General features: G+C 64.8%; 24 protein-coding genes and 1 pseudogene. 13 read left to right on the top strand and 12 right to left on the bottom strand.

All coding sequences use genetic code 11. The annotated features are described in order from the left end of the window. A partial coding sequence (gene xseA / locus DH10_RS13710; RefSeq protein WP_192384802.1) for an exodeoxyribonuclease VII large subunit occupies positions 1 to 916 on the bottom strand: 916 nt, incomplete at its 3' end. 121 nt (positions 917 to 1037) lie between these two features. Here xseA and DH10_RS36920 point away from each other — a divergent pair. Continuing rightward, entirely contained in the window at positions 1038 to 2441 is a 1404-nt protein-coding gene (locus tag DH10_RS36920) for a sensor domain-containing diguanylate cyclase (RefSeq protein WP_246506306.1), read from the top strand. Between the two features lie 15 nt (positions 2442 to 2456). Further along, positions 2457 to 3266, top strand: a complete 810-nt coding sequence (locus tag DH10_RS36915) for a putative bifunctional diguanylate cyclase/phosphodiesterase (RefSeq protein ID WP_246506307.1) — start codon at positions 2457 to 2459, stop codon at positions 3264 to 3266. Between the two features lie 24 nt (positions 3267 to 3290). On the opposite strand, the gene DH10_RS13700 is transcribed toward DH10_RS36915, so the two are convergent. Further along, the gene (locus tag DH10_RS13700; protein WP_192252581.1) at positions 3291 to 4247 is read right to left on the bottom strand and encodes a LysR substrate-binding domain-containing protein; all 957 of its coding nucleotides are present in this window, start codon (positions 4245 to 4247) and stop codon (positions 3291 to 3293) included. Positions 4248 to 4428: 181 nt separating this feature from the next. On the opposite strand from DH10_RS13700, the gene DH10_RS13695 reads away from it, so the two are divergent. Beyond that, a complete protein-coding gene (locus tag DH10_RS13695) occupies positions 4429 to 4719 on the top strand; it encodes a DUF1127 domain-containing protein (RefSeq protein ID WP_192252584.1) in 291 nt (96 codons plus the stop codon). A gap of 307 nt (positions 4720 to 5026) precedes the next feature. Here the strand turns inward: DH10_RS13695 and DH10_RS13690 are convergent, their stop codons facing one another. From DH10_RS13690 to DH10_RS13675, 4 genes are all read right to left on the bottom strand, one after another. Further along, positions 5027 to 6055 carry a DUF937 domain-containing protein gene (locus DH10_RS13690; protein WP_192252588.1) on the bottom strand — a complete coding sequence of 343 codons (1029 nt, stop codon included), beginning with the start codon at positions 6053 to 6055 and terminating at the stop codon, positions 5027 to 5029. A gap of 99 nt (positions 6056 to 6154) precedes the next feature. Continuing rightward, positions 6155 to 7528, bottom strand: a complete 1374-nt coding sequence (locus DH10_RS13685) for a glutamate--cysteine ligase (RefSeq protein WP_192252591.1) — start codon at positions 7526 to 7528, stop codon at positions 6155 to 6157. A gap of 105 nt (positions 7529 to 7633) precedes the next feature. After that, positions 7634 to 8368: a 16S rRNA (uracil(1498)-N(3))-methyltransferase gene (locus DH10_RS13680; protein ID WP_192252594.1), complete on the bottom strand. Its 735-nt coding sequence runs from the start codon at positions 8366 to 8368 to the stop codon at positions 7634 to 7636. Positions 8369 to 8399: 31 nt separating this feature from the next. After that, positions 8400 to 9047, bottom strand: coding sequence for a hypothetical protein (locus DH10_RS13675; protein ID WP_192252597.1), 648 nt, complete (start codon positions 9045 to 9047; stop codon positions 8400 to 8402). Positions 9048 to 9134: 87 nt separating this feature from the next. Here DH10_RS13675 and DH10_RS13670 point away from each other — a divergent pair. Beyond that, positions 9135 to 9832: pseudogene (locus tag DH10_RS13670) on the top strand (type 1 glutamine amidotransferase). 283 nt (positions 9833 to 10115) lie between these two features. After that, on the top strand, positions 10116 to 10256 hold the full coding sequence (locus DH10_RS13665) for a hypothetical protein (protein ID WP_124997890.1): 141 nt from the start codon (positions 10116 to 10118) through the stop codon (positions 10254 to 10256). A 44-nt stretch (positions 10257 to 10300) separates the two neighbouring features. Here the strand turns inward: DH10_RS13665 and DH10_RS13660 are convergent, their stop codons facing one another. From DH10_RS13660 to DH10_RS13650, 3 genes are read right to left on the bottom strand one after another with little or no spacing between them, the layout of a single operon-like run. Then, complete coding sequence (locus DH10_RS13660) at positions 10301 to 11071, bottom strand: metallophosphoesterase (RefSeq protein ID WP_192252603.1); 771 nt, start codon at positions 11069 to 11071, stop codon at positions 10301 to 10303. Positions 11072 to 11131: 60 nt separating this feature from the next. Further along, a complete protein-coding gene (locus DH10_RS13655) occupies positions 11132 to 12268 on the bottom strand; it encodes an alpha-hydroxy acid oxidase (RefSeq protein WP_192252606.1) in 1137 nt (378 codons plus the stop codon). A gap of 23 nt (positions 12269 to 12291) precedes the next feature. Then, positions 12292 to 13095 (bottom strand): FCD domain-containing protein, encoded by an 804-nt coding sequence (locus DH10_RS13650; protein ID WP_192252609.1) that lies wholly within the window; start codon positions 13093 to 13095, stop codon positions 12292 to 12294. A gap of 208 nt (positions 13096 to 13303) precedes the next feature. Between DH10_RS13650 and DH10_RS13645 the strand changes: the two genes are divergently transcribed. The 5 genes from DH10_RS13645 (at position 13304) to glcF (ending at position 19341) form a co-directional block, all read left to right on the top strand. After that, positions 13304 to 14626 carry a DUF3422 family protein gene (locus tag DH10_RS13645; protein WP_192252612.1) on the top strand — a complete coding sequence of 441 codons (1323 nt, stop codon included), beginning with the start codon at positions 13304 to 13306 and terminating at the stop codon, positions 14624 to 14626. Positions 14627 to 14783: 157 nt separating this feature from the next. Further along, positions 14784 to 16280 (top strand): FAD-linked oxidase C-terminal domain-containing protein, encoded by a 1497-nt coding sequence (locus tag DH10_RS13640; RefSeq protein WP_192252615.1) that lies wholly within the window; start codon positions 14784 to 14786, stop codon positions 16278 to 16280. Positions 16281 to 16360: 80 nt separating this feature from the next. Beyond that, the gene (locus tag DH10_RS13635; RefSeq protein ID WP_192384801.1) at positions 16361 to 17617 is read left to right on the top strand and encodes an FAD-binding protein; all 1257 of its coding nucleotides are present in this window, start codon (positions 16361 to 16363) and stop codon (positions 17615 to 17617) included. Continuing rightward, on the top strand, positions 17614 to 18003 hold the full coding sequence (locus DH10_RS13630) for a DUF4870 family protein (protein ID WP_192252621.1): 390 nt from the start codon (positions 17614 to 17616) through the stop codon (positions 18001 to 18003). Before DH10_RS13635 ends, DH10_RS13630 begins: the two co-directional genes overlap by 4 nt. Positions 18004 to 18012: 9 nt before the next feature. Beyond that, a complete protein-coding gene (glcF, locus tag DH10_RS13625) occupies positions 18013 to 19341 on the top strand; it encodes a glycolate oxidase subunit GlcF (RefSeq protein ID WP_192384800.1) in 1329 nt (442 codons plus the stop codon). Here glcF and DH10_RS13620 read toward each other — a convergent pair whose 3' ends face one another. Further along, positions 19342 to 20262 carry a bifunctional 5,10-methylenetetrahydrofolate dehydrogenase/5,10-methenyltetrahydrofolate cyclohydrolase gene (locus tag DH10_RS13620; protein ID WP_192252627.1) on the bottom strand — a complete coding sequence of 307 codons (921 nt, stop codon included), beginning with the start codon at positions 20260 to 20262 and terminating at the stop codon, positions 19342 to 19344. Between the two features lie 343 nt (positions 20263 to 20605). Further along, positions 20606 to 21346, bottom strand: coding sequence for a L,D-transpeptidase (locus DH10_RS13615; RefSeq protein WP_192252630.1), 741 nt, complete (start codon positions 21344 to 21346; stop codon positions 20606 to 20608). Between the two features lie 216 nt (positions 21347 to 21562). On the opposite strand from DH10_RS13615, the gene DH10_RS13610 reads away from it, so the two are divergent. Beyond that, complete coding sequence (locus tag DH10_RS13610) at positions 21563 to 22201, top strand: DNA-3-methyladenine glycosylase I (protein ID WP_192252747.1); 639 nt, start codon at positions 21563 to 21565, stop codon at positions 22199 to 22201. A gap of 169 nt (positions 22202 to 22370) precedes the next feature. Here DH10_RS13610 and DH10_RS13605 read toward each other — a convergent pair whose 3' ends face one another. Next, entirely contained in the window at positions 22371 to 22604 is a 234-nt protein-coding gene (locus DH10_RS13605; RefSeq protein WP_192252633.1) for a hypothetical protein, read from the bottom strand. A gap of 497 nt (positions 22605 to 23101) precedes the next feature. Between DH10_RS13605 and hisS the strand changes: the two genes are divergently transcribed. Both hisS and DH10_RS13595 read left to right on the top strand, forming a co-directional pair. After that, complete coding sequence (gene hisS, locus DH10_RS13600; RefSeq protein WP_192384799.1) at positions 23102 to 24670, top strand: histidine--tRNA ligase; 1569 nt, start codon at positions 23102 to 23104, stop codon at positions 24668 to 24670. Between the two features lie 178 nt (positions 24671 to 24848). Beyond that, the coding region (locus DH10_RS13595; RefSeq protein WP_192384798.1) for an ATP phosphoribosyltransferase regulatory subunit at positions 24849 to 25302 on the top strand (454 nt) is incomplete at its 3' end.

Below are 25302 nucleotides of genomic sequence, written 5' to 3'. Positions count from 1 at the left end.
CCTGGCGCTTGCGCTCCAGATTGCGCGAGACGCAGGCGTTGAGCCGCGCGCCGAGGCTTGCCAAGGTGGCCTCCAGGTCCGCCCTGACCGGCACGGCGATCTCGGCCGCGCCCGTCGGCGTTGGGGCGCGCATGTCGGCAACGAAGTCGATGAGGGTCCAGTCGGTCTCGTGCCCGACTGCGGAGATCACCGGGATATGCGAGGCCCCGACAGCGCGCGCCAGACCTTCGTCGTTGAATCCCCAAAGGTCCTCGAGGCTGCCGCCGCCGCGCGCGACGATCAGGACGTCGGGTTGCCGTATGGCGCCGTCCCAGGTGAGCGCGTTGAAGCCGTTGACGGCTGCGGTCACTTCCCTGGCGGTTGTCTCGCCCTGGACTCTTACCGGCCACACCAGCACGGTGAGCGGGAACCGGTCCTTGATGCGGTGGATGATGTCGCGAATCACCGAGCCCGTCGGCGAGGTCACGACGCCGATGACGCGCGGCATGAACGGCAACCGCCGCTTGCGGCCGGCATCGAACAGGCCTTCGGCCTGCAGCCGCCGCTTGCGTTCTTCGAGCAGCGCCATCAGCGCGCCGGCGCCCGCCGGCTCCAGATTGTCGATGACGATCTGGTAGTTGGATTTGCCGGGATAGGTCGTCAGCTTGCCGCTGGCGATCACTTCCATCCCTTCCTCGGGGCGGAATTTCAGCTTGGACATCGTGGTCTTCCACACCACGGCGTCGATCCGCGCGCGGTCGTCCTTCAGCGCGAAATAGGCGTGGCCGGAGGAATGCGGCCCGCGATAGCCGGAAATCTCGCCGCGCACCCGCACATTGCCGAAAGCGTCCTCGACCGTGCGCTTCAGCGCGCCGGAAATCTCGCTCACCGTATATTCGGTGGCATTGCTGCGTGATTCGGTTGCTGCTTCGCTCATCGCGTGATTGGGGAACGCTTATTGGGCCGCGTCAAGGCAGGGAGCAATCCCCGCTAATATTATAACGCGATCTTAAGCCCGATTTGGTTTGACTGGCCGCAGGAAAACCGGCCGGAAACGCATGAGCGGACGCACCAACAGCAGCCCATTGACGCATCAGGTCACGCTGACCGTGCTGACGCTGGCTGTCTTCGCGCTGGCCATGGTCGTCGGCTTCGGCTTCTACGCGGCGTCGCAGGCCGACAATGCCTCGCTCGAACACCAGAAGATGTTCATCGCCGACGGTTTGAAGGATCAGATTGCGTCTGTTCAGCGTGAGCAGGAAAGCGTTTCGGTCTGGGATGACGCGATCACCAATGTGAAGGCTGCGAACCAGACCTGGATTGAGGAAAACCTCAGCGTCTGGATGTACACCTATTACGGTCACAACCGGGTCTACATACTCGACGCCGCCAACCATCCCGTCCACGCCATGCAGGAAGGCAAGGTGGTCGATCCGTCCGCCTATGGCAAGGACGAGCCTGCCTTGCAGGCATCCATCGAGAAGCTGCGTCGCATGCTCGCTGAGTCGCCGAAGGCCGATGCCTTCGGGCAGCCGGCCAAGATGGTGGCGGAGGATCTTGTGTCGCTCCAAGGAAAACCGGCGATCCTGAGCGTGATGCCGCTGCTGCCGAGTTCGAACCGGGTCACGCAGGCGCCAGGCACCGAATATCTGCACGTTTCGGTGGAATTCATCAACGACGCGGTGATCAACAAGATCGCCGAAAAGTACCTGCTCGACGGCGCGCGCCTTGTGCCGCTGTCGCAACCGGTCGGCGCCGCGGCCGTCCCGCTGGTCGATTCCCGCGGCGTCATCCTCGGCTATGTCGGCTGGGATCAGGAACGGCCCGGTCTCACCCTGGTGCGCAAGATGGCGCCGGCGCTGGGCGTGGCGCTGCTTGTGGCAGCGGGCGTCCTGGCGTTCCTGCTGCGCAGGCTCCGCCGCGCCTCGTCCGCGCTGCAGACCAGCCAGGATGAGGCGCAATATCTCGCCTTCCACGACACGCTCACCGGCCTGCCTAACCGGGCTCTGTTCGAGGACCGCTTGCGGCGGGCCCTGCTCAGGGCCGGCCAGGATATCGCGGTTCACGACATGGGAAGGGTGGGGTTGCTTTATCTCGACCTCGACCGCTTCAAGCATATCAATGACACGCTCGGCCACCCTGCGGGCGATGAGCTGGTGCGCCAGACGGCGGCCAGGCTGCAGCACACCGTTCGCGAGGTGGATACCGTGGCGCGGCTGGGCGGCGACGAGTTCGCCCTGATCCTCGTCGACATCCGCGATATCCGTGCCGCCGAGGATATCGCCGAGCGGCTGTTGCAGAAGTTGCAGGAGCCATTCAAGCTCATGGAAGATCAGGTCTTCGTCAGCGCCTCGATCGGCATCGCGCTATCGGCCGGCGGCGAAACGGATGCCGACGATTTGCTGCGCAAGGCCGACATCGCGCTCTACGAAGCCAAGAAGAACGGCCGCGGCCGGCACTAGGTCTTCGCCGGCGACATGGACGACCTGCTCTTGCGCAAGCGCAAGGTCGAGACCGAGCTTCGCAAGGCCCTCGACGGCGGCACCGGCATCAGGCTCGCCTACCAGCCGGTGTTCGCGTCGAACGGCAAGACGATCCTCGGCGCGGAGGCGCTGATCCGCTGGGGACATGATGTGCATGGCACATTGCCGGCTGCGCAATTCATCGCCATCGCCGAGGAGCGCGGCATGATCGGCCAGCTCGGCGCGTGGGTGCTGCAGGAGGCCTGCCGCTTCGCCGTGCGAACCGACTTGCCGTGGCTCGCCGTCAACGTGTCACCGCTGCAGTTGCGCGACGCCGGCTTTCCGGAACAGGTTGCGTCGATCCTTGCCGACACCGGGCTGGCGCCGCAGCGCCTGCAGTTCGAGATCACCGAAAGCGTGCTTCTGGACAATAGCGATGCTTCGAGGGCCGCTCTGGCCACCTTGCGTCAGTTGGGCGTCGGCATCGTTCTGGACGATTTCGGTACCGGGTATTCATCGCTGAGCTACCTGCGCCGCCACGCCATCGACAAGCTCAAGATAGACCGATCCTTCGTGCGGCTTCTCGATGGCGACGGCAACTCGGCGGCGATCGTCAAGGCGCTGATCGATCTCGCCATGGCGCTCGGGGTCGACGTCACCGCCGAGGGTGTCGAGACCGAGGCGCAGAAGGTGCTGCTGGTCGCCATGGGCTGCCGGCAACTACAGGGCTATTTCTTGTCGCCGCCGCTCGAGCCGGTCCAACTGCTCGGCCTTTCCGGTCTGACTTCGCCGGACGAGGTCGAGCCGACCGCCGCTCGCGCCTAGCGCGACCGAACAAGGCCCCAAGGATTACCAGCCAGGCAGGATCTGGTTTGCCTTAGTCCGCTTCATCTTGGCATAGGCGAGCGCCGCGAAGTCGAAGCTCCCTGTCTCTTCGCCGACCGGCACGGAAATGTTGTCCAGGCTTTCCGCGATGTGGCGGGCGAGCGCGTCGACGATCTCCGGCTGCGAGGTCTGGCCGCGCATGATGCCGATGCGGCAATCCGGCAGCGCATCGAACCCGTCGGCCTCGCCGAGTACGCGCATGCCGGGCCTGAGCGCGCATTCCGGTAGCACCGAGATGGCGAGGCCGGACAGCACGGCGGCGGTGATCACGGTGGCCGAGAAGCTGGAGAAGAGCACGCGATATTCGCGGTTCTGCCGGTCGAGCACGTCGACGGCCGCGCGGCGCCAGATGCAGTTCGGCCGGCCGAACGCCATCGGCAGGATCTCCTGCTCATGCGTGGCGTGGTTCGCCGAGGTGACCCACAAAAGCGGCTCGCGCCGCACCACTTCCGACTGGCCGCGCGTGTCGTTGTGCGTCACCAGCGCGAGATCGAGATTGCCGCGCTTTATGTGCTCGACCAGGCCCGGCGTCGGCTCGCAGATGACGGTTAGCTCGACGCGCGGGTTGGAGCGCGAGAAGCGCGCCATGATCTCCGGCAGGAAACGGTCGGCATAGTCGTCCGGCGTGCCGATGCGGATCGTGCCTTCGAGCCGCTGGTCGTCGAAGGCGGCGAGCGTCTCGCGATTGAGGTAGATCAGCCGCCTTGCATAGGAAAGCAGCCTGTCGCCTTCCTCGGTTAGCTTGTTGGTGCGGCCGTCCTTTTCGAACAGCGGCTTGCCGATCCGCTCCTCCAGCCGGCGCATCTGCATCGACACCGCCGACTGCGTCCGGTGCACCTCTTCGGCAGCGCGGGTGAAGCTGCCGGTGTCGGCAATCGAGATGAAGGTCTGCAACTGATCGAGATCGAGCGGTGCTTTCATCGGGTCCAACCTATCATTGATGTTGATGCTAAAGATTAAAAACATTCGTTGGATTAATCAATCGCGCAGTGGCAAATTGGCATCGTCCACATGAAGGCATGTGTATCGAGACCCCAACGGCGCCCCTCCCAGGCGCCGATTGCATGGTTTCGTCCGCCCGACTCCTGAAGGAGAGACTGACATGACCACGATTGAATTCGCCTCCGAGACCCCGCGCATCACCACGCGTCCGGCCGTTGCGACGCGCGTGCTCAATGCGGTCGCCAACGCCTTTCGCGCCTGGAAAAATCGCCGCGCCTTCTATCGCCTTGGCGAGATGTCGGATGCCGAGCTTGCCGATATCGGCCTGACCCGCGCCGATCTTCACGTCGCCATCGACGTGCCTTTCGGCCGCGATCCGACTGCGAAACTGCGCGTGATAGCCAGCGAGCGGGCCGACACGGTCGAGGATCTCGCCCGCAAGGTCGCCTGACTGGCTGCGCGACTGCATTTCGGTCGCCCTTGAACCTTTTGAAGGCCCGGCGCGACCAAGCTTCATGCAGGCTCCCACACTCCCTGCCGGTTCCCCGCCGGCCTGCCTGCACATTGCCCGGTTCTCCTCCAGGACCGGGCATTTTTTTCGGGGTGTCGGGATTCAGGTGATGCCGGGCTGCAAATGGCGGCTTTCTGCGCTTCCGGTGCTCACGTACTTCAAGTACGCTCCGTTCCGGTTCTCGAAATCCACCATTTTCGACTCGGCCTGACCTGAATCCCGACACACCGAACGTCAGCGATAAGACCTACCGCCGGTCCATGCCGCGCTTGAACTGGTCGAAGATCGTCTCCATGCCCTTCTGATACTCGTCGCGCTGCTGCGCGCCGGTCTCGAACATCCTACCGAAGATATCGTCGAACGGGTTCCGCGGCCGGCCGCTCGGATTGGTTTGCGGCTGCGGCGGCTGACTCTGCTGTGGTTGGCGCTGTTGCGGCTGTTGTGGCGCCGGCTGTCCGCCGGGCAGCCCGAACCCGCCGCCGCCCTGGCGCAGCATCTCCTCGAAGATCTTGCCGAGCGGACTGTCGCCGTAGGGGCTTTGCGTCTGCTGTGGCTGGTTCTGCTGCGGTCGGCCTTGCGGCTGCTGCGCGCCGCCGCCGAACATGTCTTGCAGCACCTTGCCGAGCGGATTGTCGCCGTAAGGGTTTGGCGCTTGCTGCGGCTGGCCTTGCGGCTGTTGCGCGCCGCCGCCGAACATATCCTGCAGCACTTTGCCGAGCGGGTTGTCGCCATAGGGATTGGGTTGCGGCGCCTGACGCGGTTGCTGGGCCTGCACACCGCCGCCCACTTGCCGCATCATCTCCTCGATGATCTCGCCGAGCGGATTGCCGCCGCCGAAGCCGGCGGCCTGCATTTGATTGTTGGTTTGCTTGAACAGCCCGCCCATCATCATCGAGGCCATGGCCGGCAGCATCTGCTGCAGCACCTGCTGGCTGAGCCCGGTGGCCTGCGCGGCCTGGGCAGCGACGGCGCGCGACAGGTCTTTCGAGCCGAACAGATGGCCGAGGATGCCGTTGCCTTCATCGATGCCTTGCGGCGTGAAGGCCCGGGTGGCGTCCTCGAAATATTTGGCGTGCTGGCCGCTCGCCATCGCTGTCATGAAGGCGCCCATCCCGTAAGGATCGGCTGTGTTACGCTGGAGCCCTTGCGAGAAGGCCGGCAGCAGTGCTTGGACCGCTGCCTGGGTCTGCTGCATCGACAGGCCATACTGCTGAGCCAGCGCCTGCATGCCGGCGCCGTTCTGGGCTTGCGAAAACATATCGAACAGGGAAGGCATGGGATCTCCTCCGCAATATCCTCACGGAGGAACCTAGTTCGTTTCCATCCCCGATTGAAGCAGCTTTTGCCGCGTCACTGTCAGGCGGCAGGCGAACGGTTAATAGGCATATTCCATGAACACCGGCTCGATCGAGCCGCCCCAGCGCGTGTGATAGGCCGACAGCATCTCCTCGGCGCTGGTGGTGCCGCGCGCCACGACTTCGTCAAGCGTGTTGAGGAACGAGGTCTCGTCATAGCCGTCGCGGTTCTTGCGCGCGCGGTTCTTCAGCCCAGTGCGCGCGATGGCGAGTACGTCACGGGCAACCTCGCGCAAGGTGGTGTTGCGGAACGGCGCCGCAATGCCGTGCTCCGGCACCGCGTTGCGCATCGCCAGCGCCTCCTGGTAGGTCCAGCTCGAGGTCAGCGCTTCGGCGGCGTCCAACGCCTGCTCGTCGTAGAGCAGCCCGACCCAGAAGGCCGGCAAGGCGCAGATGCGCCGCCACGGCCCGCCATCGGCGCCGCGCATCTCGAGAAAGCGCTTCAGCCGCACATCCGGGAACAGCGTCGAGAGATGGTTTGCCCAGTCGCCCATCGTCGGCAGGCCGTCGGGAACCTCGTTGCGGGCGGCGCCCGCCATGAACTGGCGGAAGGTGTAGCGCGTCATGTCGTGATACTGCCCGTCGCGAATGACGAAATACATCGGCACGTCGAGCGCCCATTCGACATAATCGGCAAAGCCGAAATCCGGCGCGAAGCAGAATTCGAGCATGCCCGAGCGCTGGTTGTCGGTGTCGCGCCAGATGTCGCCGCGCCAGCTTTGCAGCCCGTTCGGCCGGCTCTCGGTGAAAGGCGAATTGGCGAACAGTGCCGTCGACAGCGGCTGCAGCTTCAGCGACACCTGCATCTTGCGGCGCATGTCTGCTTCGCTTTCGAAATCGAGATTCACCTGGATCGTGCAGGTGCGGTACATCATGTCGAGGCCCTTGGTGCCGACCTTCGGCATGTAGCGGGTCATGATCTCGTAACGCGACTTCGGCATTTTCGGCGTTTCGGCGAGCGACCATTTTGGGCTGCCGCCGAGCCCGAGGAAGCGGATGCCAAGGGGCTCGGCGATCTCGCGCACCTGCGCCAGATGCGCGTTGCCCTCGCGGCAGGTCTGGTGGATCGTTTCCAGCGGCGCCCCGGAGAGCTCGAACTGTCCGCCCGGCTCCAGCGAGATCGCGCCCTGGCCGGTCGGCTCGACCAGGCCGATGATGCGGCCGGCATCCATGATCGGATCCCAGCCGAGCTTTTCCTGCATGCCTTCGAGGATGGCGCGGATGCCGCGCTCGCCGCCATAGGGCACCGGCGCGTTGCCGTCGACATAGAAGGGGAATTTCTCGTGCTCGGTGCCGATGCGCCATTTGTCGCGTGGCTTGTTGCCCGCGGCCAGGTAGCCGACGAGTTCGTCGATGCCTTCGATTGGACTGGTATCGGTTGTGTCGCGCGCCATGAAAAAGCCCTCCGCAGCGGTCGGTCGACCGCCGGGCGCTAGATGGACGAAATGTCAGTAGCCGATCAAGCGAAAAATCCTGAGCCACGGCTCAACTGGATTTGATCACCAGTCGCCGATCGTCGCCTGCATCACGGCAAGCGCCGCCACCGCCGCCGTATCGGCGCGCAGGATGCGCGGTCCGAGCGGGATGGCGGTGACGAAGGGCAGCGCCCGCAGCATCCTGCGCTCATCGTCGGAAAATCCGCCCTCCGGCCCGACCAGCAGCGCGAATTTTTTCTCACTTACCTTCTGCAAAGCCGGTAGCGGATTGGTGGTCGAGGCATCCTCGTCGCAGAAGATCAGCCGCCGTTCCTTGTCCCAGCCGCCGAGCAGCCGCTCCAGCTTCTCCGCCTCGCGCACGTCCGGCACGGCCAGGATACCGCATTGCTCGGCCGCTTCGACGACATTGGCGCGCAGTCGATCGATGCCGGGCTTTGCCACTTGCGTATGCTGAGTGATGACCGGCTGCAGGATGCCGGCGCCCATTTCGACCGCCTTCTGCACGAGATAATCGAGCCGGCCCTGCTTCAGCGGCGCGAAGCAGTAGACGAGATCAGGCAGCGGCGGCTGCGGCCGCTGCAGGGAGACCACCTTGAGCCGGACGGCTTTCTTGGATCTGGCGGCGATCGAAGCCGACCACTCGCCGTCGCGGCCGTTGAAAAGCAGAACTTCGGCGCCTTCGCCGAGCCGCAGCACATGCGCGAGATAGTGGCTCTGCTGTTGTCCGGCATCGAATTCGAGGCCCGGTTCGAGATCGTCCGGCACGAACAGCCGCTGCATTTTGTAATTAGCGCGCATGGCCGAGCAATGGGCGAGGCGATGGACGCCGTCAAGTATCGGCGGACGGATGCCAGACCGGCACGTAGCCTTGCCTTAGCACCGAAACGCTGGTGGCGGGCGTGATCAGCCGCAGCGATCGCCCAGCGAGGCGGTTGAACGGAACAGGCTCGGCATAGCCTGCGAAGGACCATTCGAGCGCCTTGCCGGTGCGGAGCGCATAGGCGGTCTCACCGTCGGCCACGACTGCTCCATCCGGCAAACCGGCGAGTTCATCCGACGAGACGGGCGGCGGCCGGCCGCCCGAGGCCAACCGCTCCTTGTGCAGCCGTTTGTCGACCATCGGCGCGCGAGGGTCGGGAACGTCGAAGGCCTCGCCGAAACGCCGCACGAAGTCGGCCGCCCGTTCGCGCCGGCAGAAGAAGCAGGGCCGGTGGCCGGAGGCTAGCGCCGTCACCTCGTCGAGGAAGAACAACTCGGTCCAGCCGGCCTTGCCAGCGGGGCGATTGCGGCCCATCGGCTCGCGCCGCACGTTGCGGAACTCACAAGCGCAGATGATCCAGGCCGGCAAGGCCCAGCGCTTCCTCAGAAGCGTTTTCGTCTCGGGGTCATGGATGATGCCGCGATTGCCCATGAACAGGCCGCGCTCGGGCACGGCATGGATGGCGCCGAACGGATCGACCCGGTTCTGCAGTGGCATAGCTTTCTCTCCGGCACGCAGCTTGGCTGAAAGGGAGGCGGCATGATATCGCTCGCCCCAGCAATTTCATGTCAGCAGGGTTTCTAGATGCGGGTGCTGGTGGTCCAGAACTACGACAATACCGGCCTCGGCCAGGTCGGCGCCGCTCTCGCGGAGGCCGGCGCCGAGCTCGACCTGCGCCGTCCTTACCAGGGCGATCCGCTGCCGCAGGACGCGAATGGTCACGATGCCATGGTGGTGCTGGGCGGCGGCCAGAATGCGCTGGCCGACGACGACTATTCCTATTTTCCGGCCTTGCTCGAACTGACGCGCGATTTCGCCGGCAAGGACCGGTCGGTGCTCGGCATCTGCCTTGGCGGCCAGCTCGTCGCCCGCGCCTTTGGCGCCGACAACCACATCGGCGGTGCGGTTGAATTCGGCTGGCGTGGCGTATCGCTGACGACGGCGGCCAAGGCCGATCCGGTGCTTGGCGCGCTGCCGGAAAATTTCCCGATCTTCCAGTGGCACGACGACACGTTCGACCTGCCCGAAACCGCCGTCCGGCTTGCCGGCAACGAAGTCGCCACGAACCAGGCCTTTCGCATCGGCCCGCCGTCTATGGCTTTCAGTTCCATTTCGAGGCCGACCGTCCGCTGGTACGCGACTGGAGCACATCCTTCGCATCGCTGATCGCCGACCGTCACCCCGACTGGGCCGGCAAGCTCGACGACGAGATGGCCCGCAACGGCCCCGATGCCGACGCTGCCGGCCTGGCGATCGCCCGCGCCTGGGTGGCGACCATCTAGTCATCTCACCGATCGTTCCAAGCGTGACATAATTGGCACGCGACGGCGGTTCCAGCTGGGGAAAACCAGCTTCGTCCTTGGCTTGTGCTCGCCCGCCATCCTAGAAGGCGCCCGCTCTGTATCGTCCGTGCAACCGCGATGAACCTTCTGTGTGATCCAAGCGACACACCGGCGATACAGAATCTGCTTAGAAGCGCGAAATCGTCGAAACATTGAGACGCATTTTATCGTTTCAACGCATTGGTAACCGCCTCGTGCACAGATGCAGAAAGCTCAACCAGAGATGACGTCCGTGAAAGCAGCGCTTTTGTCCTTTGTCATGCTGTCTGCCATCGTCGTGTGCGGCCTCGGCATTTATTCGGCCGACGCAGCCAACAATCATCAGGCCGTCGACGGCTACGGCGTCACCGCCGCGCTTCGCTAAGCCTGATCCTTCCCGATAAACGGAAGCACGGTTCGGGATCGCGGCTAAGCCGCTTTTCCCGTTACAGTCAGGATGCGCTTGTCCGCGCCGGCAACGGCGAGAGCGCTCAGCGTTCCCGCTTGCCAGGCGAGTGTGTCGACATTGACGCGGTTGGCCATCACCTCGGCTTCCGGCACCGGCGTATGCCCGTGCACGATCACTTTGGGATACAGCCCCGGGTGATCGTGAAAGGCGTCGCGGATCCAGATCAGGTCTTGCGGGCTCTGGCTTTCGAGCGGAATGCCGGGCCTGATGCCGGCATGACAGAAGAAGAAGTCGCCGAAGGTCACTGAAAAGGACAGCGACTTCAAGAAATCGATATGGGTTTGCGGCACCGCGTCGACCAATGCCGCGTGTCCATGCAGCAGCGTGTCGTCCGACCTGTCGAACCAGCCGCCGCCGGACGAAAGCTTCACGCCGTAGGACAGCGCTGTCTGGACGCCGCCAAAGCGCATGAACAGGCCGTTCGCGTCGGGCTCGTCGAGAAAATCGAGCATGCCCATATCGTGGTTGCCGGCAAGCATGATGTTGCGCGGATCGCGCTTCTTGGCCTCGATCAGGAACTCGATGACGCTTTTGGAGTCCGGCCCGCGGTCGACATAGTCGCCGAGATGAATGATGCGCCAGTCGGACGACGGCGCGTATTCCAGTTCGCTCTCGATCCCGCGGTGCATGGCGGCGAGCAGGTCGTGACGGCCGTGCACGTCGCCGATGGCATAAAGCCGCATGCCTTCCGGCCCGCGCGCGTCGAGATAGTGGATGCCCGTTTCAGTCAAGGCGAGCGTCTTCCCGTGTCGGTCATCACGGGAAACTAGGGCGGATCGGTGAATAAGCCCCTAGCGCCGCAGCTGGTCCTTGCCCATGTCGGTTACCAGACGCTTACCGCACAGCGCCAGCGTGATGTCCATTTCCTTGCGGATGATCTCGAGCGCCTTGGTGACGCCCGCCTTGCCCATCGCGCCGAGCCCGTAGAGGAAAGGCCGGCCGATATAGGTGCCCTTGGCGCCGAGGCAAAGCGCCTTGAGCACATCCTGGCCCGAGCGGATGCCGCCGTCCATGTGCACTTCGATCCTGTCGCCGACCGCATCGGCGACCTCCTCCAGCACCGAGATCGAGGAGGCGGCGCCGTCGAGCTGCCGCCCGCCATGGTTGGAGACGACGATCGCGTCGGCGCCGGTCTCGGCCGCCAGCAGCGCGTCCTCCTTGTCGAGGATGCCCTTCAAGATCAGCTTGCCGCCCCAGCGCTCCTTGATCCAGGCGACGTCCTTCCACGACAGCTGCGGGTCGAACTGCTCCGTCGTCCAGGACGACAGCGAAGAGACGTCGCCGACGCCCTTGGCGTGGCCGACGATGTTGCGGAAGGTGCGGCGCGGCGTGCCGGCGATCCCCAGGCACCAGCGCGGCTTGAGGGCCAGGTCGATGATGTTGGCAATCGTCATCTTGGGCGGCGCCGAAAGCCCGTTGCGCACATCCTTGTGACGCTGGCCGAGGATCTGCAAGTCGAGCGTCAGCACCAAAGCCGAGCACTTCGCCGCCTTGGCGCGGTCGATGAGGTTGAGCACGAAATCCTTGTCGCGCAGCACATAGAGCTGGAACCAGAACGGCTTCTTGGTCACCGAGGCGACATCCTCGATCGAGCAGATGCTCATGGTCGAGAGCGTGAACGGCACGCCGAATTCCTCGGCAGCCTGAGCCGCCAGCATCTCGCCGTCGGCATGCTGCATGCCGGTCAGCCCGGTCGGAGCCAGCGCCACCGGCATCGCCACCTTCTCGCCGATCATGGTCGATTCCAGCGAGCGGTTGCTCATGTCGACCAGCACGCGCTGGCGAAATTTTATCTTGCCGAAATCCTCCTCGTTGGCGCGGTAGGTGCTCTCCGTCCAGGCGCCGGAATCGGCGTAGTCGAAGAACATCTTCGGTACCTTGCGGCGCGCCATGTCCTTGAGGTCGGCGATGGTGAGGATGTCGCTCATGATGGTCCCCGCTTGATCGATGCTTAGGAGCGTTTGCGTGTGGGTTCGATGTCGCCGGCCTCGGAGCGTTGCCTGAGCCTCAGCCGCGATACGCGCTGCCAGTCGCCGCTGCGCTCGGCTTCCGCCATGGAGCGCTCGACATAGGTGATATGGTCCATCGCGGCCTTGCGCGCCGCGGTCGGATCCGCCGCCTTAATCGCGACGTGGATCGCCCGATGCTGCTCAAGCAGCGCCTCGCGCGCGCCTGGCACGGTGAAGACCAGAAGCCGGTTCTGGAACACGCCCTCGGACAACAGCCGATAGCAGGAGCGCAGCGTATGCAAAAGGATGATGTTGTGCGCGCATTCGCAGACCGCATGATGGAATTCGACGTCGATTTCCGCCTCGTCGTCGAAGTCGCCGGTGCGGTGCGCCTCGTCCATGCGCGCCATGATGCGGTCGAGCAAGGCGAGATCCTCGGGCGTTGCGCGCCGCGCCGCATATTCGGCCGCGATCGCCTCGATCTCGCGCCGGTATTCCAGATAGTCGGTCACCGCCTTGCGGTGCATCGAGATCAGATCGGTCACTGGCTTGGTGAAAAGCTGGCCGATGACGTCGGCGACATGCGTACCGCCGCCCGGCCTGGTGGTCAGCAGCCCGCGTCCCTCCAGTGCCTTCAGCGCATCGCGCAGGATCGGCCGCGACACGTCGAACTGGCGCGCCAGCTCGCGCTCGCCCGGCAGCCGGTCGCCGGTGCGCAGCACGCCTTCGAGGATCAGGCTCTCGATCTGCTGCACCACCTCGTCGGCGGTGCGCGAATGCTCGATCCTGGAGAAGATGTCGCTCAACGGAGGGCGCCTGGGAACGGGATGGATGTCGCGCAGATTAAAGCCTCTGTCGCCAACTGGTCAAATTATTTATCCAATTCACCGGATCCGGTCGGTTCTGGCGCCGCGCCGTTGCATCGGCGGCTGCTAAAATTTGCTGTTTACGTGCCTTGCCGATTGCCGCAAGAAAACCCGATTGCACGAACGGTCGAAACCAGGGGGGCCAGCCGTGTCGGACGAGACGTCCAACCTCGAATTCCAGCCGCGCGCCCAAGGTAGCGTCCTGGGCTTTCCGGCTTATGAAGGACGCCCCGGCGCGCTGGGCGAGGTCCATGCTCGTCCGCATCCGCTGGTCGAGAAGCCGCGCGTGCTTATCCAGCTTTCCTTCATGACCGAGGGGGGTTCCGGCGTCGACCAAGCCGTGCTCTCGGAACTGTCGCGGCGCCTCGGCATCGCAGCGCCTGAGCGTCATGCCCGCCATCACGCCATGAGATGGGGCAAGGGCACGTTGCGCTGGGAGCGACACACGGAATTCTCGACCTATCTCTGGGAAGGGCCGCTGGCCGAAAACGGCCGGGGCCAGGAGGATTCGCCCTTCGGTAACGGCTTCTCGCCGCCGGGAACGGTGATTTCCGGCATCCGGCTCGAGATCCGCAAATGGACGCAAGCGAGCGAGAAACTGATCGCCGGTTTCGACCCGACCAGCCTCTGCTATTCGCTGGTCGAGCGCGGCGCCGCGGCAATCGTCACCGACTTTCGCCAGGACGGCGATGGCCTGACCCGCATGCTGGTGCTCGACCGAGGCCTGACGCCGGCAAGCACCGGCGCCTTGTCGCAGCGGCTGATCGACATCGAGACCTACCGGACCCTTGCCATGCTTGGCCTGCCGCTGGCGCTGACCTTGTCCGGCCGCGCCCGCCGTATCGAGGACCGGCTGGCGCAGACGACGCTGGAGATGAAGGCGGTCGAGACCCGCGACAGCCAGACCTTGCTCGCCGACCTCACCGAGCTCGCCGCCGAACTCGAAGCCGACGCGGCGTCCAGCCTCTATCGCTTCGGCGCCAGCCGCGCCTATGATGGTATCGTCACCGAGAGGCTGGAGGCGCTGGATGAAGAGCCGGTGCAGGGCTACGACACCTGGGCCGGGTTCCTGCTGCGGCGCATGGCGCCGGCCATGCGCACCTGCCGCTCCGTAGAGGAGCGTCAGGCCAACTTGTCGCGAAAACTCACCCGCGCCACCACGCTGCTGCGCACCTGGGTCGATGTCGAGGTCGAGAAGCAGAACCGCGACCTGCTTGCCTCGATGAACAACCGCGCCCGGCTGCAATTGCGCCTGCAGCAGACCGTCGAAGGCCTCTCGGTCGCCGCCGTCTCCTATTATGTCGTCGGCCTCATCGGCTATGTCGCCAAGGGCGCGTCGACCTTCGGCCACGCCTTCGCGCCGGAAGTCGTCACCGCGGCTTCCGTGCCGGTCGCCATCCTGCTCGTCTGGTGGGGTGTGCGCCGCGTGCGGCGCATGCATTCCGAGCCGGCCAAGCATCCGGGCGAGTAGGCACCCGGACTTCCTGCGGATACGATCGATCGCCAGCGGCAGATTGCCGCTGCGGAAGCGCGTGTATGGCCGATGTCGGATCCCGACCAAAGCAGGGTTTGCAACAATCGCGCTTCACTGGTAAAAGATTTTGACCAGTCGAGCGGAGGAAGCGCCGATGTCCGGCCTTGCCATGCCCAAGCCAGATGCCGAGACGATGCGCCGGCGCGCCGAGATCGTCGCCGACATGCGCATCATCGTGCCGGGCGAGGGCGTCGTCGACACGGTCAACGAAATGCGGGCCTTCGAGAGCGACGGCCTCACCGCCTATCGGCAATTGCCGCTGGTGGTGGTGCTGCCGGAGACGGTGGCGCAGGTCTCGCGCGTCTTGAAATACTGCAACGAGCGCAACATCCGCGTCGTGCCGCGCGGCTCGGGCACGTCGCTCTCCGGCGGGGCGCTTCCGCTTGAGGACGCGGTGCTTCTGGTGATGAGCCGCTTCAACCGCATTCTTGCGATCGACTATCCCAACCGCGTCGTCGTCGCCCAGCCGGGCGTCACCAATCTCGGCATCACCACCGCCGTCGAGCAGGAGGGTTTTTACTACGCCCCCGATCCATCCTCCCAGATCGCCTGCTCGATCGGCGGCAACGTCGCCGAAAATTCCGGCGGCGTGCACTGCCTGAAATACGGGCTCACCGCCAACAATGTGCTGGGCATCGAGATGGTGCTGATGAATGGCGAGGTGGTGCGGCTTGGCGGCAGCTATCTCGACCAGGAAGGCTACGACCTGCTTGGGGTCATGACCGGCTCGGAAGGCCTGCTCGGCGTCGTCACCGAGGTCACCGTGCGCATCCTGAAGAAGCCGGAGACGGCGCGTGCGCTTCTGATTGGCTTCCCGACCAGTGAAGAAGGCGGCCAATGCGTCGCCGACATCATCGGCGCCGGCATCATCCCGGGCGGCATGGAGATGATGGATCGCCCGGCGATCCACGCGGCCGAGGATTTCGTCCATGCCGGCTATCCGCTCGATGTCGAGGCGCTGCTCATTGTCGAGCTCGACGGGCCGAGTGTCGAGGTCGATCACCTCATCGGCCTGGTCGAGGCGATCGCCTACCGCAACGGCTCGACCACCTGCCGCATATCGCAGTCGGAGCAAGAGCGGCTGAGTTTCTGGGCCGGCCGCAAGGCGGCCTTCCCGGCGGTCGGCCGCATCTCGCCCGACTACTACTGCATGGACGGCACCATCCCGCGCAAGGAGCTGCCGCGCGTGCTGGCCGGCATGCGCGATCTCTCCGAAAAGTATGGGCTGGGCGTCGCCAATGTCTTCCATGCCGGCGACGGCAATCTGCACCCGCTGATCCTCTACGACGCCAACGTGCCGGGCGAACTCGACAAGGCCGAGAGTTTTGGCGCCGACATCCTGCGCCTTTGCGTCGAGGTCGGCGGCGTCTTGACTGGCGAGCACGGCGTCGGCGTCGAGAAGCGCGACCTGATGCCGGAAATGTTCAACCAGATCGACCTCGACCAGCAGATGCGGGTCAAATGCGCCTTCGACCCCAACCATCTGCTCAACCCCGGCAAGGTCTTCCCGCAGCTGCGCCGCTGCGCCGAGTTGGGGCGTATGCACGTGCACCGCGGGCAGGTGGCGTTTCCGGACATTCCGAGGTTTTGAGTGGACACGTTGGTGCTTAAGCAGGAACGCGACCTATCTGCTCTCCCCCGCTTTGCGGGGGCGAGGAAAAGGGTCCACCCATGACCACCTTCACCCCATCCACTTCAGCCGAAGTCCTCTCCACCATCCAATGGGCGGCGGGCGAAGAAGCAGCGCTGGAGATCCTCGGCCACGGCTCCAGGCGCGGCATTGGCCGTCCGCTGCAGACCGAACATACGCTCGACCTTTCGAAGCTCACCGGCGTCACCCTCTATGAGCCCGCCGAGTTGGTGCTGTCCGCACGTGCCGGCACGCCGCTTGCCGAAGTCGAAAAACTGCTGGCCGAGAACGGCCAGCAATTCGCTTTCGAGCCGATGGACTATGGCCCGCTGCTCGGCGGCGAGCCGGGCAAGGGCACCATCGGCGGCATGCTGGCTTCGAACCTGTCCGGTCCCAGGCGTCTCAAGGCAGGCGCCGCGCGCGACCATATCCTCGGCATTGCCGCTGTCTCCGGACGTGGCGAGGCCTTCAAGTCGGGCGGCCGCGTCGTTAAGAACGTTACCGGCTACGATCTCTCCAAGCTGATGGCGGGGAGTTGGGGCACGCTTGCCGTGCTCACCGACGTCACCTTCAAGGTGCTGCCCGCGGCCGAGACCGAGGTGACCATGGCCATTCGTGGCCTGCTCGACGATGCCGCCGTCGCCGCCATGGCGCTGGCGCTTGGCTCCAGCGCCGAAGTGTCGAGCGCGGCGCATCTGCCGGAGCGCATCGCCGCGCGCGTCGCCGCCGGTAAGCTTGGCAGCGATGCCGCGACACTACTGCGCGTCGAAGGCTTTGGTCCGTCGGTCGTCTATCGCATCGAGGCGCTGAAGCAACTGCTCGGCAAGGCCGGGCCGCTGGAAGAGATCGCCGGCGAAGCGTCGAAGACGATCTGGCGCGATGTCCGCGATTGCGTGCCGTTCGCTGACGTCGTTGCGAGGCCCGTTTGGCGCGTCTCGATGGCGCCGTCTGAGGCGCACCACATGGTGATGGCGCTGCGCATGCAGGCGGCCGTCGATGCATTCTACGACTGGCAAGGCGGCCTTGTGTGGCTCTCGATGCGCGAGAACGACCCGGAGGCTGAGCTGCTGCGCGGCTTGATCCGCAAATATGGCGGCGGCCACGCGACGCTGGTGCGGGCGTCTGCCTCGCATCGCGCGGCTTTGCCGGTGTTCGATCCACAGCCGCCACATCTGGCGGCGCTCTCCGCGCGGCTCAAGGCCGAGTTCGATCCGAAGCACATTCTCAACCCCGGCCGCATGGCGTCGGGTTCCAGCTCTGCTACTCTTCCTCGGTCAACGGAGGTAGCAGCACCATGAGCAATGCCAATCCAGGCCCGGACACAGGCTCGCGCCAGACCGACCGCTGGCTTGAGCCGGGTCAGACCAACGCGCTGGTGATCTATATTCTTTACCTGGCCAGCCTTGTCGTCGGGGTCACCGGCATTATCGGAATCGTGCTCGCCTACATCAATCGCGGCAAGGCGGGCGGCTTCGTCGAAAGCCACTACACATTCCTGATCAGGACGTTCTGGATCGGCCTTCTCTACGCGCTGATCTCCGTGGTCCTGATGATGCTCGCGATCGGCTTCCTGCTGATGTTTGCGGTTGCCGTCTGGTTCATCGTCCGCTGCATTCTCGGCCTGCAGGCGCTGCAGCGCGGCGAGCCGGTCAGGAACCCGCAAAGCTGGCTACTCGGACAATAGGACATTTTCGTGCAGACCAATTTCTCCGCCGCGCAGCTTGCCGATCCGCATGTCGCGGAATCGGAAAAGATCCTGCGCAAATGCGTGCATTGCGGCTTCTGCACCGCCACCTGCCCGACCTATGTCACATTGGGCAACGAGTTGGATTCGCCGCGCGGCCGCATCTATCTCATCAAGGACATGCTGGAGAACGGCCGGCCGGCGGACAGGGAGATCGTCACCCATATCGACCGCTGCCTGTCCTGCCTCGCCTGCATGACGACATGCCCCTCGGGCGTGAACTACATGCATCTGGTCGATCATGCCCGCGCCCACATCCAGAAGACCTACAAGCGGCCGCTGCCAGACCGGCTGACGCGCGCCATTCTGGCTTTCGTGCTGCCTTATCCGAGCCGCTTCCGCGCCGCGCTGAAATTAGCGGGGCTTGGCCGGCCATTCATCGGCCTGTTCGAAAAGCTGCCGGCGCTGAAGCCGGTCGCGGCGATGCTCAAACTTGCGCCCTCGTCGATCCCGCCGGCATCGGCAATGGCCTCGCCCGGCGCGCATGCCGGGCAGGGGACCAAAAAACGCGGCCGCGTCGCCATCCTCACCGGCTGCGCGCAGTCGGTGCTCGATCCCGCCATCAATGAAGCGACCATCTCCTTGCTGACAAGGCTCGGCGTCGAGGTCGTGGTGCCGCAAGGCGAGGGCTGCTGCGGCGCGCTCGTTCATCACATGGGCCGCGAGGATCAGGCCCTTGCGTCGGCCAGGCAAAATGTCGATGCCTGGACGCGGGCCATCGAGCAGGGCGGGCTCGACGCCATCATCATCACGGCTTCCGGCTGCGGCACGACGATCAAGGATTACGGCTTCATGCTGCGCCTCGATCCGGCCTATGCGGAAAAGGCGGCGCGTGTCTCGGCGCTGGCCAAGGACGTCACCGAATACCTCGCCGCTCTCAACCTGCCCGAACCGGTGCGAAAGCCGGGCACAGTCGTCGCCTATCATTCCGCCTGCTCGATGCAGCACGGCCAGAAGATCACGCGCCAGCCGAAGGAGCTTCTCACAAAGGCCGGCTTCGTCGTGCGCGAGCCGCGCGAGGGGCATCTGTGCTGCGGCTCGGCCGGCACCTACAACATCCTGCAGTCCGAAATCTCGGCCAGGCTGCGCGACCGCAAGGTGAAAAACATCGAAGCGACGGGCGCCGAAATCGTCGCAACCGGCAACATCGGCTGCATCACCCAGATAGCGTCCGCCGCGAAGCTGCCGGTAGTGCATACGGTGAAGCTGCTCGACTGGGCTTATGGCGGCCCGAAGCCGGAAGGCGTCTCCGAAAGCGGTTTGATCGCTGCCGAATAGCTACTCCGCTGCGAGCTTGTCCGCCACGCCGTAGGTCGCGCGGTAGAGCGCGCGCTGGCGGTTGAGCGCCACCATGGTGTTGCGGAGCAGGATCGCGACCGTGAGCGGGCCGACGCCGCCCGGCACCGGCGTGATCCAGGAGGCGACCTCCTTGACGCTCTCGGTGTCGACGTCGCCGACGATGCGGCTTTCGCCATCCGGGCCGATTTCCGAATTGATGCCGATGTCGATGACGCAGGCTCCAGGCTTCACCATCTCGGCCTTGATCAGCCGCGGCCTGCCGACGGCGACGAACAGCGCATCGGCGCGCCTCGCATGCGCCGCCACCGAGCGCGTCATGTGATGGCACACCGTAACGGTTGCGCCCTCGCTCATCAAAAGGAAAGCGATCGGCTTACCGACGATCTCGGAATGGCCGACCACGACGACCTCGAGCCCCTTCAAGTCGAGGCCGGTCTCCTTCAGCAGCTCGACCGAGGCTGCCGCCGTGCAGGGCGCGAGATCGAGCTGGTTGTAGACGATGTTGCCGATCGAGGCCGGATGCATGCCCTCGACGTCCTTCAGCGGATGCACCGCCGCCTGCAGCGTCTTGATCGGGATATGCGCCGGCACCGGCCGCTGGATGATGATGCCGGTGACGCGCGGGTCGGCGTTGAGGCCGTGGATGGCGGCTTCCAGCTCGCCCGCCGTGATGTCGGCGGCAAAACGCCGTTCCTCGAAGCCGATGCCCGCAAGCTCCGCCTTGGCGCGCTGGTTGCGCACATAGACATCAACCGCGTCGGTATCGCCGACGGTGATCGAGACCAGCTTCGGCGGAAAACCTTCTGCCGCGGCGATTGCCGCGTCCTCGCGCACGGAAGCGATGATGCGCTGGGCGACCGGACCGCCTCTCAGATAGCGGCTGTCGTCGGACCGGGTCATGGCTGGCACCTCTGCCTTCTGGAACAATTCCAGGCAGGCGGCTTCCCGCCCGGAATTGCGTAAAAACCAAGATTTGTGCGCTGCAATAGCAGAGGACTGTCCGGAAATCAGCCCCGAATTGCGAACCGCCCTGCTTCCGAGGCGACCAAATGCAGGGATTGAAACGAAAAGGGCAGCGCGGTTGCCCGTGCTGCCCTCTCGTGACTGGCCGTATCCCCACACGACCCGTCCCCCGTTAACTCGTTGCCAGTCTAAGCACGTCTGCCAAAAGCGCGCTATGGCTTCAGGGCAACAGCTGCGCCAAAACCGACTCAGCGCCGCCTAATCGGCTGATTCGCAGTCGCTATATCACCTCGACCGTCGTTCCGACATTCACGCGCTCGTAAAGGTCGACGACGTCCTCGTTGCGCATGCGGATGCAACCGGAAGACACCGCGCCCCCGATCGTCCAGGGCTGGTTGGTGCCGTGAATGCGGTATTCGGTGGTGCCGAGATAGAGCGCGCGCGCGCCGAGCGGGTTCTCGATGCCGCCGGCAAGATAGGTCGGCAGGTAGCGGCCCTTGGCCGCCTCCCGCTTGATCATCACCGCCGGCGGGCGCCAGTCCGGCCACACCTTCTTGTCGGTGATCTTGTGCGTGCCCGACCATTCGAAACCGGGCTTGCCGGTGCCGACGCCGTAGCGCCGCGCCTTGCCGTTCTTCTCGACCAGGAAGAGGAAGTTCTGCTTGGTATCGATCACGATGGTGCCGGGCTTCTGAGGGCCGTCATAGGCGACTTCCTGCGGCAGGTAGATCGGGTCGATCTGCGGCCGCATCACCATGCGCTTGGCGGGCTGCTGCACGGCCGCGGTGCGCTGCTGGTCGGGGTGTGCCCGGAAAAGCCGTCGCAGCGGCTGCTGCGTCGCCTGGCGGCTCGGGCGCACGAGGCCCGGCGCATGGCCGAGCTGCAGTACCCAAGGCGCCGACAGATCGGGGCTCACCATCACCGGCGGCCTATCGGCATAACGGTCGTTGGCGAAAGAGGTCGTCGCGCTGGCGGCAAGCACCGCGGCTGCGCCGAGCACGAAAGTGAACGCTGTCTTCATCGGAACGCACCTTGATCGTCGAACTCGTCCGAGGGCGGGGAAGGGGCCCTGGGCTTGGCGATCCTTGGCGCGGAGCGGCAACCGAAACATGAATCGGAATGCGTAAAATGCCGACTTGTCAGTAAACTTTTTGGTGTGGTTACCGGCCGGTTTAGGAATCTGGTAAAGCCACGGTAAAATCGACGCTTGTGCGCATTAACGACGGATTTGCTAGTGATGGGACAAGAAAATGCCGGCCTGCTCGACGGCCCCGATGGTATCGCGCGCTGCTTCTGGCACGGCAACCTGCCGGACTATCTGCACTATCACGACCATGAATGGGGCCGGCCGGTGGCCGACGACCGCCGGCTGTTCGAGAAGATTTGCCTCGAGGGTTTCCAGTCGGGGCTTTCGTGGCTGACCATCCTGCGCAAGCGCGACAATTTCCGCGAGGCCTTCGCCAATTTCGACTTCGACAAGGTGGCGCTCTTTACCGAAAAGGACGTCGAACGCCTGCTCGGCAATGCCGGCATCATCCGCCATCGCGGCAAGATCGTCTCGACCATCAACAACGCCAAGCGCGCCCGCGAAATGGTCGATGAATTCGGCTCGCTGGCGGCGTGGTTCTGGAAATTCGAGCCTGGCTCCGACGAACGGCCAGAAATCGTCGACCTCGCGCATCTGCGCGCCAATCCGACGACGGCGGTCTCGGTCCGGATCTCGAAGGAATTGAAGAAGCGCGGTTGGAGCTTCGTCGGCCCGACCACCGTCTACGCCTTCATGCAGGCGATGGGTCTGGTCAACGACCATCTCGAAGGCTGTGTCTGCCGCGCCGAGGTGGAAGCGGAACGGAAGAGGTTCAAGCGGCCGAGGTAGTCGCACTTCCCCTTCTCCCCTTGGTGGGAGAAAGTATCGCCGAAGGCGACGGATGAGGGGTGTTCCAGGGAATGCCAGCGTCTCACTCCACTGAAGCACCCCTCCTCAACCGTCTCGGTGTTGCGCACCGATCCACCTTCTTCCACAAGGGGAAGGTTAGGGTGCTAACTCAGACGCTGCCGGCGCTTGTCAAAAACAGCCCGGCAAGAATGGCCGCCACGGCCGCGAAGGCTGGGTAGATCACCAGCAGCCCGGTCACCAGCGCGTCGCGTACCGTCGGCTTTTGCGCTTCCGCCGTAACCTCGAACGGCCCGGCCGGCTGCTGCGCAGGCTTGGGCGCGAGGTTGCCGGCAGGCCGCAGCCTGGCGGTGCCGCTCTCGATGATGTCTTCAGCCGTTGCCATGGCCCCGAACCCCTTGTTTCGGCGCGCTTTATGGTCGTCGATTGTGTCGGCAGCATGCCGCGCTGGTGGCGGAATTGTTTCGTTTTTGGTGTGATTTGTTTCGAGATTTTGGATGTCCGCAAACCCTCGACGGGCAGGGATTGGCGTTGATTTCTTCGTCAGCTGGCGCTGCCCCTCATCGCCCTGCCGGGCACTTCTCCCCGTGTAGTGACAGTGTAGTGACGGGGAGAAGGACGCTGTCATCGCCGGTTTCGCCAATCGCCAACGCTGAAGCAATGGTGCCGGCGCCGAAGCTTCCGCCTTCTCCCCGTCACTATACGGGAGAAGGTGCCGGCAGGCGGATGAGGGGCGGCGCGGCGTTACAAGTGTCGAAATAGCTTCGACCTCCGCTAGCCGCAAACCCTTGCCGCACCAAGTCGCATCGGTTAGGACACCCGCGCCGTGGATGTAGGAATTTCCTATCCGCGGAGCATCGCGAAACACTGAGTACCCATCCCATGGCCGACAAATCGGAAAAGACGAAAGCGCGGCTGCCGCGCGGTTTTGCCGACCGCAGCGCCGAAGACATCCGCGCCGTCGAAAAGATGATGGCGACTATCCGCTCGGTCTATGAGCTTTACGGCTTCGAGCCGGTCGACCAGCCGATGATCGAATACACCGATGCGCTCGGCAAATTCCTGCCCGACCAGGACCGGCCGAACGAAGGCGTGTTCTCCTTCCAGGACGATGACGACCAGTGGTTGTCGCTGCGCTACGATCTCACCGCGCCGACGGCGCGCTTCGTCGCCGAGAACTACGACCGGCTGCCGAAGCCCTATCGCAGCTACCGCTCCGGCTGGGTGTTCCGCAACGAGAAGCCCGGTCCCGGCCGTTTCCGCCAGTTCATGCAGTTCGATGCCGACACCATCGGCACGCCCAACGGCGTGGCGGGCGTTGGCGCGGACGCCGAGATGGCGATGATGATGGCCGACGTCATGGAGGCGCTCGGCATCAAGCGCGGCGACTACATCATCCGCGTCAACAACCGCAAGGTGCTCGACGGCGTGCTGGAGGCGATCGGCCTCGGCGGCGACCAGAATGCCGGCCGCCGGCTGACGGTGCTGCGCGCCATCGACAAGCTGGACAAGATCGGGCCCGAAGGCATCGCGCAATTGCTGGGCGCCGGCCGCAAGGACGAAAGCGGCGACTTCACCAAGGGCGCCGGCCTCGAGCGCAAGGCGATCGAGACGGTGCTCTATTTCATGAACTACGAGCCTGGCGCGGCGGCGGGCGAATGGCGCAAGCTGGAAGCCGCGACCGACATCTCGCCGAACGCCGCCCAGATTCGCTGGCTGAAGACGCTGGACTATTTCGCCGACACCGGTCGCGAAGGCGTCGAGGAGCTGGCGGCAATCGCCGCCATGGTGGATGCCGCCGGCTACAGCGGCCGCGTCCTCATCGACACCTCGGTCGTGCGCGGCCTCGAATACTACACCGGCCCCGTCTTCGAGGCCGAGCTGCTGGCCGAGATCCCCAACGAGGACGGCCAGATCGTGCGCTTCGGCTCCGTTGGCGGCGGCGGCCGTTATGACGGGCTGGTCTCGCGCTTCCGCGGCGAGCCGGTGCCGGCGACCGGCTTCTCCATCGGCGTCTCCCGGCTGATGACGGCGCTGAAGAACCTCGGCAAGTTGGACGTCTCCAATGTGATCGCCCCGGTCGTCGTTCTCGTGATGGACAAGGATACGGAAAGCCTCGGCCGCTATCAGAAGATGGTCGCCGATCTGCGCGCTGCCGGCATCCGCTCCGAAATGTATCTCGGCGGCGCCGGCATGAAGGCGCAGCTCAAATATGCCGACCGCCGCGGCAGCCCGGTCGCCATTATCCAGGGCGGCGACGAGCGTGCCAAGGGCGAGTTGCAGATCAAGGACCTCATCGAAGGCGCGCGCCTGTCGGCCGAGATCACCGACAACGCCGAATGGCGCGCCGCGCGCCCGGCGCAGGTGACGGTGGCGGAAGGCGATCTGGTTGATGAGGTGAAGAAAATCCTGGCGGCGCAGGCGGCCGATCGCGCGAAGGGTGGCACTTGAGCACCCCCCTGTGTCCTGCCGGACATCTCCCCCGCAAGGGGGGAGATTGGATGTCGCGTATGGTTTCGCCAATCGCCAGCGCTGGAAAAAAGGTGCCCGGCTTGAAGCTGCCGATCTCCCCCCTTGCGGGGGAGATGGCCGGCAGGCCAGAGGGGGGTGCCTCGCGCCCAACCTCCCCATGACCTCCCGCTACCCCGCCATCGCCGCCGATATCGCAAAACTCTTCGCTGAGCGGGACACCCACGCCGTCGAAGTCGCCGTGCTGCAGCCAGCCGATCCGTTCCTCGACATGGCCGGCGAGGATTTGCGCCGCCGCATCTTCCTCACCGAGAGCGAGACAGGCAAGACGCTGTGCCTCAGGCCCGAATTCACCATTCCCGTCTGCCTCGACCACATCGCCAGCCAGGCCGGCACGCCGCGCCGCTATTCCTATCTCGGCGAAGTGTTCCGCCAGCGCCGTGAGGGCGGCAACGAGTTCTTCCAGGCCGGTATCGAGGATCTCGGCGACCGCGACACGGCCGCGGCCGATGCCCGCTCGCTCGCCGACGCGCATGCGCTGCTCTCGCTGGTGCTGCCGGGACAGGCGCTCGCCATCACGCTCGGCGACCAGACAGTGTTCGAGGCGGTGCTGG

It is taken from the genome of Mesorhizobium silamurunense, from assembly GCF_014843825.1.
Classification (GTDB): Bacteria; Pseudomonadota; Alphaproteobacteria; order Rhizobiales; family Rhizobiaceae; genus Mesorhizobium; species Mesorhizobium silamurunense.
The sequence above is the reverse complement of the archived record's forward strand: the minus strand, read 5'-3'. Positions and strand labels throughout refer to the sequence as shown.

Coding starts and splice junctions, on each gene's coding strand:
- DH10_RS13680 (WP_192252594.1), bottom strand. CDS start 8,368: ATGCGCGCTAATTACAAAATGCAGCGGCTGTTCGTGCCGGACGATCTC.
- DH10_RS13620 (WP_192252627.1), bottom strand. CDS start 20,262: ATGACCCGGTCCGACGACAGCCGCTATCTGAGAGGCGGTCCGGTCGCC.
- DH10_RS13690 (WP_192252588.1), bottom strand. CDS start 6,055: ATGCCTTCCCTGTTCGATATGTTTTCGCAAGCCCAGAACGGCGCCGGC.
- DH10_RS36915 (WP_246506307.1), top strand. CDS start 2,457: ATGGACGACCTGCTCTTGCGCAAGCGCAAGGTCGAGACCGAGCTTCGC.
- DH10_RS13630 (WP_192252621.1), top strand. CDS start 17,614: ATGAGCAATGCCAATCCAGGCCCGGACACAGGCTCGCGCCAGACCGAC.
- hisS (WP_192384799.1), top strand. CDS start 23,102: ATGGCCGACAAATCGGAAAAGACGAAAGCGCGGCTGCCGCGCGGTTTT.
- DH10_RS13635 (WP_192384801.1), top strand. CDS start 16,361: ATGACCACCTTCACCCCATCCACTTCAGCCGAAGTCCTCTCCACCATC.
- DH10_RS13695 (WP_192252584.1), top strand. CDS start 4,429: ATGACCACGATTGAATTCGCCTCCGAGACCCCGCGCATCACCACGCGT.
- DH10_RS13700 (WP_192252581.1), bottom strand. CDS start 4,247: ATGAAAGCACCGCTCGATCTCGATCAGTTGCAGACCTTCATCTCGATT.
- DH10_RS13685 (WP_192252591.1), bottom strand. CDS start 7,528: ATGGCGCGCGACACAACCGATACCAGTCCAATCGAAGGCATCGACGAA.
- DH10_RS13640 (WP_192252615.1), top strand. CDS start 14,784: ATGTCCGGCCTTGCCATGCCCAAGCCAGATGCCGAGACGATGCGCCGG.
- DH10_RS13665 (WP_124997890.1), top strand. CDS start 10,116: ATGACGTCCGTGAAAGCAGCGCTTTTGTCCTTTGTCATGCTGTCTGCC.
- DH10_RS13675 (WP_192252597.1), bottom strand. CDS start 9,047: ATGCCACTGCAGAACCGGGTCGATCCGTTCGGCGCCATCCATGCCGTG.
- DH10_RS13655 (WP_192252606.1), bottom strand. CDS start 12,268: ATGAGCGACATCCTCACCATCGCCGACCTCAAGGACATGGCGCGCCGC.
- DH10_RS36920 (WP_246506306.1), top strand. CDS start 1,038: ATGAGCGGACGCACCAACAGCAGCCCATTGACGCATCAGGTCACGCTG.
- DH10_RS13615 (WP_192252630.1), bottom strand. CDS start 21,346: ATGAAGACAGCGTTCACTTTCGTGCTCGGCGCAGCCGCGGTGCTTGCC.
- DH10_RS13605 (WP_192252633.1), bottom strand. CDS start 22,604: ATGGCAACGGCTGAAGACATCATCGAGAGCGGCACCGCCAGGCTGCGG.
- DH10_RS13610 (WP_192252747.1), top strand. CDS start 21,563: ATGGGACAAGAAAATGCCGGCCTGCTCGACGGCCCCGATGGTATCGCG.